The sequence below is a fragment of the Corynebacterium sp. LK2510 genome (assembly GCF_040946405.1).
Classification (GTDB): Bacteria; Actinomycetota; Actinomycetes; order Mycobacteriales; family Mycobacteriaceae; genus Corynebacterium.
In genome coordinates this window covers 74,702-90,545 of the sequence record NZ_JAYWLR010000007.1, presented here as the reverse complement: position 1 = coordinate 90,545, position 15,844 = coordinate 74,702, and the positions used below count along the sequence as shown (strand labels likewise).

10 protein-coding genes, 1 tRNA gene, 1 other RNA gene and 1 CRISPR repeat array are annotated in these 15,844 nt (G+C 63.4%); of the genes, 1 reads left to right on the top strand and 11 read right to left on the bottom strand.

Going from position 1 to position 15,844, the window contains the following annotated elements; all coding sequences use genetic code 11:
* Nucleotides 1-88: 88 nt before the first annotated feature.
* From recR to ffs, 6 genes are all read right to left on the bottom strand, one after another.
* The gene (recR, locus tag VVR41_RS05740; protein ID WP_368523952.1) at nucleotides 89-715 is read right to left on the bottom strand and encodes a recombination mediator RecR; all 627 of its coding nucleotides are present in this window, start codon (nucleotides 713-715) and stop codon (nucleotides 89-91) included.
* Nucleotides 716-803: 88 nt separating this feature from the next.
* Complete coding sequence (locus VVR41_RS05735) at nucleotides 804-1,163, bottom strand: YbaB/EbfC family nucleoid-associated protein (protein ID WP_321101966.1); 360 nt, start codon at nucleotides 1,161-1,163, stop codon at nucleotides 804-806.
* 58 nt (nucleotides 1,164-1,221) lie between these two features.
* Nucleotides 1,222-3,411, bottom strand: a complete 2,190-nt coding sequence (locus VVR41_RS05730) for a DNA polymerase III subunit gamma and tau (protein ID WP_368523951.1) — start codon at nucleotides 3,409-3,411, stop codon at nucleotides 1,222-1,224.
* A gap of 58 nt (nucleotides 3,412-3,469) precedes the next feature.
* On the bottom strand, nucleotides 3,470-4,012 hold the full coding sequence (locus tag VVR41_RS05725; protein ID WP_321101970.1) for a suppressor of fused domain protein: 543 nt from the start codon (nucleotides 4,010-4,012) through the stop codon (nucleotides 3,470-3,472).
* A complete protein-coding gene (locus tag VVR41_RS05720; protein WP_368523950.1) occupies nucleotides 4,013-5,284 on the bottom strand; it encodes an aminotransferase class I/II-fold pyridoxal phosphate-dependent enzyme in 1,272 nt (423 codons plus the stop codon).
* A gap of 119 nt (nucleotides 5,285-5,403) precedes the next feature.
* An RNA gene (ffs, locus tag VVR41_RS05715) (signal recognition particle sRNA small type) lies at nucleotides 5,404-5,500 on the bottom strand.
* 124 nt (nucleotides 5,501-5,624) lie between these two features.
* Between ffs and VVR41_RS05710 the strand changes: the two genes are divergently transcribed.
* Nucleotides 5,625-5,713 (top strand) — tRNA-Ser (locus VVR41_RS05710).
* Nucleotides 5,714-6,088: 375 nt separating this feature from the next.
* Nucleotides 6,089-8,491: direct repeats of the CRISPR family, unit length 36 nt; unit sequence GCCTCAATGAAAGGCTGCCACCGAAGTGGCAGCGAC.
* A 176-nt stretch (nucleotides 8,492-8,667) separates the two neighbouring features.
* Here the strand turns inward: VVR41_RS05710 and cas2 are convergent.
* Genes cas2 through csb2 form a run of 5 tightly spaced genes read right to left on the bottom strand, consistent with a single transcriptional unit; the run spans nucleotide 8,668 to nucleotide 15,841 of the window.
* A complete protein-coding gene (gene cas2 / locus VVR41_RS05705) occupies nucleotides 8,668-8,967 on the bottom strand; it encodes a CRISPR-associated endonuclease Cas2 (RefSeq protein WP_368523949.1) in 300 nt (99 codons plus the stop codon).
* Complete coding sequence (cas1, locus tag VVR41_RS05700) at nucleotides 8,967-10,565, bottom strand: CRISPR-associated endonuclease Cas1 (RefSeq protein WP_368523948.1); 1,599 nt, start codon at nucleotides 10,563-10,565, stop codon at nucleotides 8,967-8,969. Before cas1 ends, cas2 begins: the two co-directional genes overlap by 1 nt.
* Nucleotides 10,565-11,608 carry an aldehyde dehydrogenase gene (locus VVR41_RS05695; RefSeq protein ID WP_368523947.1) on the bottom strand — a complete coding sequence of 348 codons (1,044 nt, stop codon included), beginning with the start codon at nucleotides 11,606-11,608 and terminating at the stop codon, nucleotides 10,565-10,567. The genes cas1 and VVR41_RS05695 overlap by 1 nt, the downstream gene beginning before the upstream one ends.
* The gene (gene cas3u, locus VVR41_RS05690) at nucleotides 11,605-14,268 is read right to left on the bottom strand and encodes a type I-U CRISPR-associated helicase/endonuclease Cas3 (RefSeq protein ID WP_368523946.1); all 2,664 of its coding nucleotides are present in this window, start codon (nucleotides 14,266-14,268) and stop codon (nucleotides 11,605-11,607) included. Before cas3u ends, VVR41_RS05695 begins: the two co-directional genes overlap by 4 nt.
* A complete protein-coding gene (csb2, locus tag VVR41_RS05685; protein ID WP_368523945.1) occupies nucleotides 14,261-15,841 on the bottom strand; it encodes a type I-U CRISPR-associated protein Csb2 in 1,581 nt (526 codons plus the stop codon). The genes cas3u and csb2 overlap by 8 nt, the downstream gene beginning before the upstream one ends.
* Nucleotides 15,842-15,844 lie beyond the last annotated feature (3 nt).

Genomic DNA, 15,844 nt, shown 5'->3' with positions numbered 1-15,844 from the left:
ATTTAGACAGCGAAAACTAAGGCAAGAGTACCGAGGCCACGTCGCGCACGCATGTGGTGCCGAGGGGAAATGTCGATCGTAGCGCGCCCTAGAGCTTCAAACGCCCGCTGAGTGCGCGCGAGAGCGTCAGCTCGTCGACGAACTCGAGGTCGCCGCCTAGCGGCATGCCCGACGCTAGCCGCGACACGGTCAGGCCCGGGAAGTCCTTGAGCAGGCGTGCCAGATAGGACGACGTCGCCTCACCTTCGGTATCGGGGTCGGTGGCCAGGATGACCTCCTCAATGGCGGGGGCTTCGCGTCCCGCGACGTCCTCAAGCACTCCGCCAATGCGTTGCAGCAGCGGGGCGATCGCCAGGTCGCGCGGGCCCACGTTGGCCAACGGGTCCAGCGCTCCGCCGAGGACGTGGTAGCGCCCGCGGTACTCGCCGGTGCGCTCGATGACCTGGATGTCCTTGGCGTCCTCCACCACGCACACCAGCGAAGCGTCACGCCCCGAGTCGGCGCAGATGCGGCAGACCTCCTCGCGCGAGACGTTGTTGCAGATCCGGCAGAAGGTCACCCCGTCGCGCACTGCGAGCAGCGCGGCGCTGAGTCTGTCGATGTCCTCCGGATCCGCCTTGAGCAAGTGAAAGGCGATACGCTGGGCGCTTTTCGGCCCGACCCCAGGCAGGCGGGAGAACTCGTCGATCAGGTCTTGCAGCGGGCCCTCGAACATGCGGCTGGGATCTCCTTGGGAAAACGATCAGTGGGAGCAACGATGGAAAAAGCCCGGCTTCAATAGCCGGGCGGGGGTGGAGCGGTGCTTAAACGATGCCGCCGAAGGGGATCTCGTCCGAGCCACCCTGCGGTGCGCGACCCGGGTTGGTCAGCGGGCCAATCTTCTCCTGCGCGAGCTGGCCAGCCTTGGTGTGGGCGTCGCGGTACGCGGCCAGTATGAGGTCCTGCAGAGTCTCGACGTCCTGCGGGTCGACAGCCTCTGGCTTGATGGCGATGTCCTTGATCTCCGCACCACCGGTCATGGTGATGGAGACGAGCTCGCCACCGGCGGAACCGGTCACGGTGGTGGCGAGCAGTTCCTGCTGCGCCTTCTGCAGTGCGGCCTGGACCTCGGCGGCCTGGCGCATGAGTTCCTGCATGTCCTGGGGCATGTTCGGCTGGGTCATGTTGGGTGACACCCTTTCATCGAATCGCGTTAACGTCGGCGTCCAGTGTACCTGCCCCTTACAAGGGCTTCGCGCCCAGCTCAGCGGCCAGCAGGTCCATCGCGACTGCCGTCGCGTCACGACGGTCGCGCTCCCCTTCCTCCTTGTCCGCCTGGTCGACCATGTCACGCTCCTCGTCCTCGCGGGAGTACGGCGCTGGCTCAGGCGCCGGCTCGGGCGTTGGCGCAGGACTCGGTGGCGCGCTGTATCCGCCGTCGTCGTCGGGGTAGTCCTCGTCCGCTGGCTCAGGCGGCAGGGGGACTTCGTCGGCTTGCTCGCGGGCACGCTGGGCGGCGCGTTGGCTGGCGGCCTTGGCGGCGGCGAGCCAGTCGTCGTTAGCTGAGGGCGCCTCGGGGCGGGCCGGGAGGGGTTCCTCCGGTTCCGGCGATTGCTCCTGTGCAGGCGGAGTGTCCGGGGTCTGGGACGCGCGCGGGTTCCATGCGGGCCGCGCGCCCGGCGCGCCCACGCCCGCCGCTGCCGTGTCGGTGCCCACGACGCAGCGCACGCTCACCGGGGTGCCGAGCTGCTCCGTGAACACGGCGGCGATGTCTCGGTTGTGCTGCTCCGAATTGATGCGTTGCGCGAGCGCACCGGTGTTGTGGCCGACGACTAGGGTCTCGCCGTCGAATCCGAGGGGTGTGGCCTCGGTGAGCATGATTTCAGCAATCTGGTTGCGCGAACCGACGGATTGGCGCAGTTGCGTCCACTGGCGGGTGACTTTCTCGAACAGGTCCGCCCCGTCGACGCTGCTCGGGTTCTCGGTGGCGTGCTCCTCGGCTTGGCGCTCCTGGAGCTGCGCTTGGGACTCGTGCGGTGCGGGTGTCTCAGGCGTGTACACCTCGCCCTGCTCGGCGCGCTCCTCCTCGCGGATCTCTTCCGCTTGGGTTTCGGTCTGCTCTGGGCGGACCTCTGGCTCGGGCGGAGATTGGGGTACCTGCGGCGCCTTGCGCGGAGCAGGTGTCGACGAACTACGCACCTGCCCCTCGGCAGCCGCGGCCGCAGCAGCTGCGGCTGCAGCAGCACCCGCGCGGCCCCGGGTAACCGGCGCGGGCGAGCCCGGCGCGAGTTCCGGGCGGTCCTGCGGCAGCTGCGGGCCCGGCGCCTCTGCGGCGACCGCGGGGGCGGTAATGAGGTGCGCCATCATGATCTCAAGCAGCAGGCGCGGGCTGGTCGCACCGCGCAGCTCCGTAATACGGCTGTTGACCTCGGAGGCGAGCTCCGCCAACTCGTGGCCGCTGAAACGGCGCGCCTGCTCGTTTAGAATCTCGGCGCGCTCCGCCGGGGCGTTGACCAGCCCCTGCCCGATAGCGTCCGGGACGGTGCGCAGAATCATCAGGTCGCGCAGCCGGTCAAGCAGGTCGGTGGCGAACTTGCGCGGGTCGTTGCCCGCTTCGATGACCTCGTCGACGGTTTGGAAGATTGCGGCTGCGTCGCGGTCGGCGAGGGCGTTTACTGTGGCGTCGAGAAGCGAAAGGTCCGTGACCCCCAACAACGGCAACGCCGCCTCGTACGTGAGCCCCTCGGGACCAGCGCCGGACAGCAGCTGGTCTAGCACCGATAGCGTGTCGCGCGGCGAGCCACCACCGGCCGCGATGAGCAGCGGGTAAACACTGTCCTCGACGTAGGCGCCCTCGTCGGCGACGACCTTTGTCAACAGCTCGCGCATCGCCTGCGGTGTGAGCAGACGGAACGGGTAGTTGTGCGTACGCGAGCGGATGGTGCTGAGCATCTTCTCCGGCTCAGTGGTAGCGAAGATGAAGATGAGGTGCTCCGGCGGCTCCTCCACAATCTTGAGCAAAGCGTTGTTGCCCTCACGTGAGATCATGTGGGCCTCATCGATGATAAAGACGCGGTAGCGGAACTCCGCCGGGGAGAACTGGGCGCGTTCGCGCAGGTCGCGCATTTCCTCGACACCGCCGTGGGAGGCCGCGTCGAACTCCATCACGTCGAGGTTGCCCGGCCCGCCCGGGGCGAGCGAGACGCAGGAGTCGCACACACCGCACGGCGTCGAGGTCGGGCCCTCCACGCAATTCAATGAGCGTGCGAGGATGCGCGCGGAGGACGTCTTGCCGCAACCGCGCGGGCCGGAGAAGAGGTAGGCGTGGTTGATCCGCCCGTTGTCCAACGCGGCGGATAGCGGGCGAGTGACCTGCTCTTGGCCGATCACTTCACCAAACGATGCCGGGCGATACTTCCTGTACAAAGCCACGGCGACCAGCTTAGCCCATCACCCCGACATCACCTCTGACGTGGGAAAACGAGCAGTTTCAGGAGCGCGCCCAATCAGCCAGGTCCACACCCCTGCGGCGAAGCCGGCGATCAAGTACCGCCGCGCCCTGTTCCGAGCCGACGGCGAACTCATCGTCGGTTAGCCCTACCAGCTCCAGCAGCAAGGTGAGCTGGCCGGGTTCGGTGTACATGGGTGTACCCTGCGCGAAGAGCTGAGGCTCGCGCAGGTACGCGTGGCGCACGGTTGTCTCTTCCGGAGCGCCGATACCCTCAAGGACGCCTTCCAGCAGCACGCCCGGCTGGGCGGGAACGGCGAGCCGCTCCAGCTCACGGGCCGTCGCCACCACGGCGCTGCCCAGCACGTCGAGAGAGGTATCTGCGGTGCACACAATCTCGCAGCGCACGCTTGTTGCGGCACCATCGTCGGTGACCAGCCCCGAATCAACGGAGCTAAAACCCGCGGTCACCGCGAGTGGTCGGCCGTTGTGGGTGGCGTGGGCGACTGGGGTGGCGTCGATAAGCGTTAGGCTCACACCCGGGAAGATCGACGCGAGCCACGCGACGACTTCGTCGCCTGTCACCTACGCTCCGCGCTTCTCGACGGCCGCCAGGAGCACACAGGTCGCCACACCGTCCATCGCCTCGACGATCTCATCAAGCGGGGGCAGCGACGGCGCCAGCCGGATGTTGCGATCGCGCGGATCCTTACCGTGCGGGAACGAAGATCCGGCCTTAGTCAGGGTGATCCCGGCTTCCTTGGCCAGCTCCCACACGCGGGTGGCGGTGCCGTCAATCACATCGAGGGAGATAAAGTAGCCACCCTTCGGCTCGGTCCAGGTGGCCACGCCGTACTCACCCAGACGCCGCTCAAGGATCTCGATGACCGCGCGGAACTTCGGCTCCAGCGATCCGGCGTGCTTGCGCATCAGGGCGCGCACGCCCTCCGCGTCGCCAAACAACCGCGCGTGCGCGAGCTGATTGACCTTGTTTGGGCCGATGCCGCGGATCCCGGCGATAGAGGTGTACCACCGCAGGTTGTCCACGGACGAGGCGAAGAAGGACACGCCTGCGCCGGCGTGGGTGATCTTGGACGTCGAGCTCATGTACCAGAAGCGGTTCGGGTTGCCCTTCTCCGCCGCGAGCGCGATGACGTTGGGGTTGTCCGGAAGCTCACTCGTGAGCGAGTGCACTGCGTAAGCGTTATCCCACACGATGCGGAAGTCGGGCGCGGCCGTCTCCATCGCGGCGAGGCGTTCGACAACCTCGCGGGAGAAGGTCACGCCGGTTGGGTTGCTAAAGATCGGCACCGCCCACATGCCCTTGACCTGCGGGTCTTGGACCAGCTTCTCGATCGCGGCGATATCTGGGCCGTCCTCCAGCATCGGCACGGAGATCAGCTCGAAGCCGAACTTCTCAGTAATAGCGAAATGGCGGTCGTAGCCCGGCACGGGGCAGATCCACTTGACGACGTCCTCGTCGCGCCACGGGCGCTGCGAATCGTTGTTGCCGAAGATGTACGACCACGAAATCAGATCAAACTCAATGTTCAGCGACGACGCGTCACCTGCGACAACGTTCTCCGGGTTCACGCCGAGGACCTCGGCCCACAGCTCGCGGATGTCCGCGATGCCTTCGAGATTGCCGTAGTTGCGCACATCAGCGCCCGTTTTATCTGTGTAGTCGGCGGCGCCCGGCAGCGTGAGCAGCTCGTTGCTGTAGTCCAGCTGCTCGCTCGAGGGCTTGCCACGAGTGAGGTCGAGATTCAGGTTCTTCGCCTTCAAGGCGTCATACTTCGCGCGGACATCGGCTGCGAGCTGCTCCAGCTCGTTCGACTGCAGGTCAAGCAGGGACATGGATGCATCACTTCCGTTGGTGGGACCGTGAGATGTACGGCGGCCAAAACTGTCGCGTCTATAGTACCCGTGCTCGTCCGGTATGCAGCGCAGGAGCTGCGCGGAGGTCGTCTGGGCAAAATAAAGGGACCCCACGCACCTGCCAGAGCTCGCTGACCCTTGCTGCGTTCCCGCCCTGGGGGAGTTCACAAGATAAGCACCGCGTGGGATCCTGTCCCACACTCTAGCCCGTTGCCCCGAGAGGCACAAAAAGCCGCCGAGCAACGGCGACTAGCAGCGGTTTTGTCGCTCGCACTCGCGTCGACTAGAGTAGTGCCTCGACGCTAAGAGCGTTTCTGATGGAGGATTCGACTAGCGGCCTATGTCACACGCCTGGAACGCGTGCGGGTAGCAATACCCTCGTGGGTTCAAATCCCACATCCTCCGCCATCTGGCCCGCCTGCGATGCAGGCGGGCTTTCTCAATATCTCGCCCGGTAATTCCGCCCACGATTCAGCGCAGGAATAATCGCGGAGTGGCAGGCATATAGCTGTCGCGCCCATGACGGTAAGCCATTTTTCTAACTCGTGGTTTTCAGAGACGTCACCGCCATCGCGTGGTAGCTTTCGTCATTGTTTGGTTTTCGGCTCTTACCGACCTACTGGTCCGCCAATCCTCGACTCTCATCTGTCTTACCGGGACACCCCTCAACCATCGTTTTCCCGAATGGCACCTTGGCCATCCTGAGCAAGTCCGTCACCAGGAACGACAGCGCCCCGGGACAGGGAACTGGGGTTTTGCATAGCCAAGAGGTGGCTCGGACGCGCCGAGGCACAAGGCTGCCACCGAAGTGGCAGCGACCGCGGAAGGTGAAGATGTCGGAGCGGCGGTGTACGTCGCCTCAATGAAAGGCTGCCACCGAAGTGGCAGCGACGTCGATGGTGCGGGACTCGAGCGCTTCGATCTGGCGGGCGCCTCAATGAAAGGCTACCACCGAAGTGGCAGCGACAGTGCCTCCGCGCCGCCCTCAATCGGGCCCCGGTAGCCTCAATGAAAGGCTGCCACCGAAGTGGCAGCGACGACGGGTGGCACATGCCCATCTGCCAGTCCGCGTGCGCCTCAATGAAAGGCTGCCACCGAAGTGGCAGCGACCCTACCGGCGTGCCGCCTACGTTCGAGTGGTCGCGGCCTCAATGAAAGGCTACCACCGAAGTGGCAGCGACGTTGGCTTCCTCGCCCGGCTCAAGGCCCCACAGGTCTGCCTCAATGAAAGGCTGCCACCGAAGTGGCAGCGACTCGACTGCCCCAACCACGACCCGCCAACATCGTCGCCTCAATGAAAGGCTGCCACCGAAGTGGCAGCGACTCGACTGCCCCAACCACGACCCGCCAACATCGTCGCCTCAATGAAAGGCTGCCACCGAAGTGGCAGCGACCACCTCCGACAGGTCGGCGCGCTTGTTGAACTGGACGCCTTAATGAAAGGCTGCCACCGAAGTGGCAGCGACCGGGGCGTGGCACCTCACATCACAGGGCCGCTAGATGCCTCAATGAAAGGCTGCCACCGAAGTGGCAGCGACCTAAGTATATGATTGGTGCGCAAGAAGGTGTGTCCGGCCTCAATGAAAGGCTGCCACCGAAGTGGCAGCGACCTCCGGAACCAAGCGAAAGCCGCGCGCCTGTGTGGCCTCAATGAAAAGCTGCCACCGAAGTGGCAGCGACATTGGTGGAGGAGCGGCGGGTGCGTCGCACTCCCAGCCTCAATGAAAGGCTGCCACCGAAGTGGCAGCGACCGGTACTCCGCCCTACACTCCGAGCAATACCCTCGCGCGCCTCAATGAAAGGCTGCCACCGAAGTGGCAGCGACGAGGTGAGGAAATCCGACATGGTGGTGCGGGTCGCCGCCTCAATGAAAGGCTGCCACCGAAGTAGCAGCGACTATGCCAGAGCATCCTCGTACGCCTGCTTCCACGTGCCTCAATGAAAGGCTGCCACCGAAGTGGCAGCGACTCGCACGCATATGCAATACCACTCATGTCTCGACGGGCCTCAATGAAAGGCTGCCACCGAAGTGGCAGCGACACAAGCACATCGATGATCGAGAACTGGCCGAACGTGCCTCAATGAAAGGCTGCCACCGAAGTGGCAGCGACGCCGTCGCGCTACGTGCTTTAGACGGCTGACGCCGCGCCTCAATGAAAGGCTGCCACCGAAGTGGCAGCGACGCGACGCGCCTCATGCCACTGATCATCACTCTGAAGCCTCAATGAAAGGCTGCCACCGAAGTGGCAGCGACTATCCACACCTCAACCTGAATAAGTGCCTTATTCATGCCTCAATGAAAGGCTGCCACCGAAGTGGCAGCGACGTTCAAATCAACACCGGTGGCGAAAGCCAGGGCAGCCTCAATGAAAGGCTGCCACCGAAGTGGCAGCGACGGAATCGTTCGCGGGCGTTCTGGCCCGTCTGGGCGGTGCCTCAATGAAAGGCTGCCACCGAAGTGGCAGCGACCACCTACGCGCTCTACCGCGTCGCCGCGATCTACCGGGCCTCAATGAAAGGCTGCCACCGAAGTGGCAGCGACGGTGTGTCGTCGAGGTCGCGGTGCGTGATGGAGATGCCTCAATGAAAGGCTGCCACCGAAGTGGCAGCGACACCGACGCGACTAACGGCGCGTTGCAGTGGAAGAACGCCTCAATGAAAGGCTGCCACCGAAGTGGCAGCGACCGTTGAGGAGCGCGTCCATGTGGCCCCACGAGGTCGCCTCAATGAAAGGCTGCCACCGAAGTGGCAGCGACTCGTGCCGTCGATTGTGATGTGTCGGGGCCCTATGTGCCTCAATGAAAGGCTGCCACCGAAGTGGCAGCGACCTCGAAGAACATTAATGCATCTCGTGTTGTTTTGAGCACGCCTCAATGAAAGGCTGCCACCGAAGTGGCAGCGACCGCGCCCTGCGCCGCGCCAGAGCTCTCGCCCGCGCAGCCTCAATGAAAGGCTGCCACCGAAGTGGCAGCGACGGCGTGGCGCCATAGATGGGGTTACACCGTCTCGTGCCTCAATGAAAGGCTGCCACCGAAGTGGCAGCGACGGCGGGTGCGTTCGCGTGCGCCCTCAATACCGAGCCTCAATGAAAGGCTGCCACCGAAGTGGCAGCGACTCGACGCGGACAGCCGCGCCATCTGCTCCTACCATGCCTCAATGAAAGGCTGCCACCGAAGTGGCAGCGACTGCCCCCTATAAAAGGCCTGTAGATTGGGCCTTTTTTAGAGGTTTTGCGAGCATCTTACCTGAGGATCCGTTCCGAGCGCAGTTGGGAGCTCGTATTTGCCCCAATCAATGAATTGACCGGGCAAAATTGCACGCGAGCGAAACCCCGGATTTTAGTGGAGTGGAGGGCGTTCGCATTATAAAATGAGTGGCTCGTGCCCAGTGATCTCTCGCTCCCTGCCAAGGTAGGAATAACGGGTGTCGCCCAACGCTGCCACAGGTCCGAGATCGCAGAAGAGAATGGAATCCTCATTCTTGAGGATGATATCCCCCAACTCAGTTTTCAACCTGAGAAGTGCCGCAGGTGCGCAGTCGACCACGAATACGCTGAACTGCACTCGGTCCCCGTAAGTTTCCAGCGCCTTTGCGACTCGGCTCCGTCGGCGGTCATGTGGGATGTCATAGGCGATGATGTGTCTCCTAGTATCTTTTCGCATCAGCGAGTCACCACGCCCTTATAACTCGGTTGCGTTCCCTCTATAACTCCCAGCACCATGCGCGCCTGCACTTCGATCGCCCGCCGCCACGAGACCTTGTAGCCGAACACCGGGTGGGTGAATTCTTCTCCCAGGCGGGTTTCCACCGCCCGGATGATGGATTTCCTTCCCTCTTTGGAAAGCCGCATGGCGCTTCCACTGCGGTGGAGCCCACCAAGTGGAAAGGCGAGCCTGTTCAACATACCGATGACCGCCGAATCGGCAATCAGGGGACGAAATTCTTCCATTAGGTCAAGTGCGAGCGCCGGCTTATTGCGAGCACTGCTGTGGAGGACACCCGCGTGTGGGTCGAGACCGCATGCGACAAGCGCCCGAATGCATTCCGCTGTGAGCATGCCGTAGGCGTAATTCAACAGGATGTTCAACGGATCGGTTGCACCCCTGCCCACGCGCCCACCCCATTCAAAACCGTACTTTTCCCGGGCGCGCTCCTTGACCAGGTCACCGAACATCGCAAAATACGCGCCCGCACCCTCCCCTTCGATGCCAAAGAGGACATTAACGGCGGGCGCCTGGGCCGCTGCACGCGCCAGGCTTCGGAGTTTAGCGGCGGTCACCGTATGTGCGGAGTTTCGGCGCAGTATTGTCGCCTGGTTCAAGAGTTTCGCTCGAATCATTTCACACGCCACGGGAAGGTACCCTCCGTCGAAAATAACGTGTTGCCGCGACCGGGCAAGACCGTTGGGGCCATCGGCAGGCTGCGTCCAGCCGTACACTCTTCCCGTGGAAGAGCACCAAACAATCGTCTGGCTCCGCCACAATACTTCTCGCACCAGTGCCGACGAGAGATCGATGTTTCCGTGAACCACAATCCCCTCGACTATTTCTAACGGCACGTCGGCAAGCTCTTCACCCTTACGGGACACTCTGACCCGCCCCCGGGAGAGCGATACACGACTGCCGGGGACCGTGGCGTGAAGCAGTTTCCCATGCACCTCCGAGGTACGGATTCCTCGACGCACGAGTTTTTCTTGCCGTTCGTCCGGTAGACACACCGAGATGTGGGAGCACGAGGTGCATCTCGCGTCGTCGATGAGAGGCGCCGGAGCGTGATCAGCATCAACAATTGCCCGGGTTTTGGAAACGTATTCCTGAGCGGTTCGATCAAGCTCACCAGTCAGATCCACCCGAATGGTGCGGTTGTGGTCCGCAAAACGCACCGCAGCACCGCTCACCTCGTAGCCTGCTTCCCGCAGGCAGGCTGCTTGGAGCGCGAGCTGCACCTCTTGTGCACGAGTCACCGTTGCTCTACCGCGAAGCGGTGTTGCCTTGTATTCAACCAACTCCACAGATCGCTCACCCGTGCGCACCAAGTCCGCACGTCCGCTCAAGCCGAGCTCTCGAGAGGCAAGCGTCAGGCTTCGCAGTTCATTCGGCCGGGATTCCGCTGAATTATCCACCCGCCTGTGGGCAGTATGACCTGCCTGCATCTGGTAGGTGTCGGTTTTTTCACCATTTGCCTCCAGCCAGGTACGCCGCGGGCAGAACACGGTGTGACACACGAGGCTGATGGGCAGCGGGTCACCTTTTACAGTCATCACAGCACTACCAAGTTGCCATTGAGGACCTGACGCTCCGGAGCGGAACTACTCCCGGTCTTCAAAATCGGGAACACCGCGACAGCCGGAAGGTTTCTGCTGATCATCCACGCCCTTCCCGCCGTATCAAGGCCGGATTTCTCTTCCTCGAAACCGAGGATTGACCGCGTGACCTGGTCGAATTGGCTGGATAGCACCACACCGTGGAATCGTTCCGCGGTGACGGGGCAGACCGGAACCGGCAGAACCATCCATTGTGGGTGCGTGACCGTGTTGGGGTACGCCCCGGGAGTCACAGCAATCCCCCGCAAACGTACGACCGGCGGCATCATCCCCATTCCGAGAAGCGCTATTAATGCGAGTGCGTTGTCCACCGGCTGCGGGGTGGTCAGCCCAGTGGAGGTTCGTGAATCGGGTGCCATCTTGCCAATCGCATCGCGCAAGCACTTCCCCTCGATGCCGTCGAGGATGTCGTCAACAGACCAGGAGGCAACCTCGGAGACCAGCGGGGCGAGGCGATGGACGATGAATTCCTGCCCCTTGTTCCGGGTCTTCATCTCCCACCTGGATGCCCCCTCGTCGGGACGGGCAGAGTTAGACTCAGCACGCCAGTAGGCGGCCTCCCCCAACCCGGCGATCAAGCGCCGTGCCACACCGTCACCGGCCAGGGCATCGATGTGCCCGTGACGGAACGCACTGTGTTTTTGCCAAGTCTGCGGGTCGGTAAATGCTTTGATACGTGGAGAGAACGGCGAACGTTCTTCCGCATTTCCGTTCCCCGACGGGTACGACACCGTTTCCTGCACCCACGAATTATCTGCAGCCCACCGACGAGCGACACGGCCCACCGCTTCTGCAACCTCCATACGGTTGCACCCGTCCAAGTGCAGGACAGCCCTGGGGCTCGGTTCCTCGGTGAACCAGAATAGGGCGCGAGCGTGCTCGCATTCCTCCTGGATGACGATCATCAGCCCAAATGCGGCGAAATGCGTCAGCGCCGAGGTCACGTCGCCAGCAAGTGTCAGGTGTTCCGATTCACTCATTTCTTTTCCCTCGAAATCTGGGCGTCAGCGGCCCGCTCGATCGCCTCAATGAATGCGGCCGCGTAGTGGCCGTACTTTCGATGGGTCGTGTTGATCAACGCGTCCCAATCGCCACGGGTGAACAGCTCCCACGCAACCTCACCGGTGTGACCATCCGCGCCGGAATCGAATAACTCCTCCCCGACGTGGGGGAAACTACAACGCCCACGACCGTGGCTGGTCCCAATGACCCGCAGGGCAAGGTCGGCCTCCGTACCCACTCCGTGTTCGGCGGCGAAGAGAAGTGCCGAAAGCTGTTCGTGCCTCCACCCCGCCGGCAAGCCACTGAGCAGGCGGGCGCGTTTGACCTCCTGCTTTGACCGCTTTTCGCTTTTCGCCAACTCCTCCTGGTCACTGACGCGCCCGAGCATCGCCTGGAAGCGCAGATCTGCTTTTCCGTCATCGTGGTGCGCACCCGCGATCTCGACTTGGAGGGTGAGCGCGTCATCGAGACCCAGTGCTCGGCTGATATCACCGGCGCGCCGCGCGACGTCGCGCTGATGGTTGGCCAGGAAGACCACATGCTCCGAGGGGGTCCATTCCTGGAGCACCTCCGATTCTTCCACCCGTAAGGGAACCACCGCGTACCACGCAACGGCGTCGCGCCCATTTGACTCAACGAGGACCCGCGAGACCGCCACTTCCTTCGCTTCGGCAGCGACGCCCAGCTCCTCGATCGCCTCTTGCGGTGTCAGACCAACCAGAGTGCGGAAGGTCCGTTTCTCGCTCTCACTGGCGTCATCCTTGTACAGGTGGATCCTCACGTCCGCGCCGCCGCCGGAGGAAACCGGGAGCGCTGGCGAGTCTTGGGGGGCGTCGTCAACGACGCCTTCGGTGGTGAATCGGGCTCCCGAATCGACAACCAGGACGTCGCCCGGCTGCAGGCCGAGATCATCCACATCAACGACGCTAAACTCCTCATTCCGATACAGAAATGCCCGGGCAAAGGAACCGCGCCGAAGAAGGGTAACCAGGTCCCGGAAGCGAGCGGGAAATACCTCTTCATCGCGCGGTGGGAACTGGCGGAGCAACTCAAGCGCGGCAATCCGGTCCTCTGGCAGAGTATCGCGCACCACCACGCCCAGCGTCACCGGATCCGGATCGAGGTTGTCTCGCAACCACAATTCGAGGCTCGGGTCCGCCACCAATGTGTCCGAAGTGCGTGCGAGGAAGTCGAGGTCGGTCCGCTCCACCCGCTGCACCACAGGGCGCTGCAGCCGCGCCGCGGGTGCCGGGACAGATTCCAGCACAACCGGGGAAACAGAACGTCTCCCTACCAACTCATGCAGCCACCCCATAGAGGTCTGCAGGTCGTCTCGGGTGTAAGGCGGGGCATCCCGACCAATATCGTTGGGGTTGGGTGGGCCAACGACGACTACCTCTGCAACCTCATGCTCGCCCAGACGATTTACCCGTCCAAAGCGCTGCGCCAAAGAGGATGCCGGGGCGAGCTCGGTAACGAGCGCCGAGAAACTGACGTCCACACCTACCTCGAGGGTCTGCGTGGCCACCACCACGTCCACCGTGGGGTCACCGGTGATGGCGAACGCGTCCGGGTGTTCCTCCCGTATTCTCTGCAGGTCCCAGGGGCGCATCCGCCCTACTAGGGTGAGCACTCTCAATCCCGCTCGTCGCAGCTCTTTGGCGATCGCCGTCGCACTCTTCACATGATTTACGATCACCCCCACCGTTGCACCGAGAGCACCATGCAACTGTGTGGCACGTGCGACGATCTCCGCGTTCACCCCGGGGGTGCGCGGCGCCCCAGTCCACTCATCAAGGGGAACGTACGTTAAATTCTTGCTGGCGGTGAGTCGCTTCAGCAGGGCGGCATCCCGCTCACCGTCCAGGTGCGCGGCGCGCACCTCAATGGTTCTGCTGTCATCCTCCACCGTGGCGGCGGTGGCGGTGGTTTCCGTCACCTGCAGGCGTGGAACTCCCAGATCCATTTCGCCTGCCTGCAGATTTGACACCCGGCGCGCCGTGGCAACAAGTTGCCTGTTCAGGTGCGATTCATCAACAACAACAACGGAATCCATGCTCACCAGGGCTGTCTCCCGAGGGCGGGCGTAACGGCTCGCCCCGTAGCCCCGGAAGAGTAATCGTGAACCCCACATGTCGGGGGTTGCGGCAATGACCGCGCAGGCTGAGAGTTCCGAAAGTGGCACAGAACGCGACGGCAACTCGCCGCGCAGATGCCCGACCTCGAGCGGGATCTCCAGGCCATCGCCGCGCAAACTCACAAGGGCCTGCGCGACGTCGCGGAGAATCCCGGCTGGTGCGCTTGCCTGCAGCGCATCGGCCAGCGCTACAGAAATATACTGTGCCCGATCCGCCTGGTTGTCCACCAAGCCGCGGCGGTTCACCACGGTGTGCAATCGTCGCGGGATCCGTGGCCCCCGGGTCGCGCTCACCGCGTTGGCAAAGACGTGGATGTCCACCACGGAAGATTTCCCGGCGCCAGTGGGCGCCCCGATCTGCCGCGGCCATTCCCCCGTGTCCAATATGAAGGCGAGCACATCCTCCTGCCACGTGAAGGGGCTGTGACCCCCGTTAACAGCGGCGAAAAACTCTGCAAACCGCTCACGCTCAATTACCGGTGTAGCGCTGCGTTCATTCATCGCTGCTCCCTTCCACAAGCATGCGGTATTCCTCTCGGGGCACATCGTGGGGCACGAGCAGCCCCCCGCCCATGTGCCGGGATTGGCCGATCGCCGCGATCGCTGTGTCCGCTCCAATGTGCCCCAGATCAACAACCCCGCGCCAGGCCTGAATCGTGACACTCTGAGGGACGGTGTGCGCGAATTCCCGTGGGCGCGTGTCCACGGTGCGCGCCCGAATAACGCGGGCGCCTCGTTCGTACGCGGCGTTGCGCCCGTTGATGTAGAGCGTGTCGTGGCGACCGCGAAAGTCCAAGCCCGCCCTCCAGGTGAAGGCGATAGACAACAGCCCAGCATCGCGCAGCGTCCACGTCCGGCCGAATCGCCGAGAATCCACTGGGCGGGAATCCGGTACAACCGGGGTAGCGGTCAACCACAGTCGCTTCATTCCCTCTTCCTCCGGTGGCCAGAACTCGTCAGCGGCGACAGTTTGCCCGTCGAAACTCACCTCGCGCCGGCCAAGTCGGCGTGACCATATACCGTTCGCGGCGACCAGCGGCAGCACAGTGGCGAGCTGTTCAAGATCGGCCCCATCGGCACCGTCCGGGATCAACAGAGCAATGACCCCGTGGTCATACCCAAAGCGCCTGGCTTCGAACCTCGGGAGGTAATGGATCGCCAAGTGGTTCGCGGGCCGCGCGACCACGGTTTTTGGGTAGCGCCCCGTGATCATCGGAGAGGCACCGAAGCCGATGGCAGAGACGATAGCCCGGTGCGTCACCTTGGCGAGCTCCACCCGAAAGTCGACGGGAATGTCCTCTCCGGGGAGGCCGAGCAGCACCACGGAAGTCCACGGCCCGTCCACCGGAGCAGGGCGCGGTGCCGAATACCGGCACCGCGCGATGAATGCGCGCGGCGAGGGCGACGGAAGGGGAAGCTCCGCTTTCTTGTACCGCTCCTTTTTCTGAGCCTTCCGCGCCGCAACCGCGGCAAAGCCCTCCACCAGATGGTCGGTCCGGCCCGGTTGAGCGCACTCGAAACCCAGTCCTCCGTGCTCAAAGGGCGACGAGGAGGCGTCCAACACCAGCGTGGGGCAAACGTCGCCGGGTTCCACCACAGCCACGCTTTCCGCCTCTCCGAGGTAGCCAATGTCGGCGGTGAGCTCCACCAGTGTCGCAGCGACGTCCTCCGGAACGTCGTTCCACGTGAAACCGAAATGCGAGGCCACGGCGACCCCGTCCGACACTGCGCGCTCCTCCGTACGGTGGGCCCTGTTGACTGAGCTGACCTCGCGGTAGATAAAGCGTCGGCCTCCGCGATGCACCCATTGGTGGGCAGGGATTTCGATACCCACCGGCGGGTTGTTCTCTAACCAGCGCAAAGCGTGCAGCGACGTTTCGGAGGGGCGCAGCACCCCGTCTTTGCCCCGCTCAGCAAGCGTGCCACGCCCGGCTGCGTTCAGCAGGGCCGCATGGAGCCGTGCGGGCTGTGGGAACAATTCCGGCCCCTTATCCGGAAGGTGACCCCGGTACACACCGTTGATGAGACGCACGCGCAACGACAACGTCGTGGTCCCGATGCTCATGGCCGCCATGAC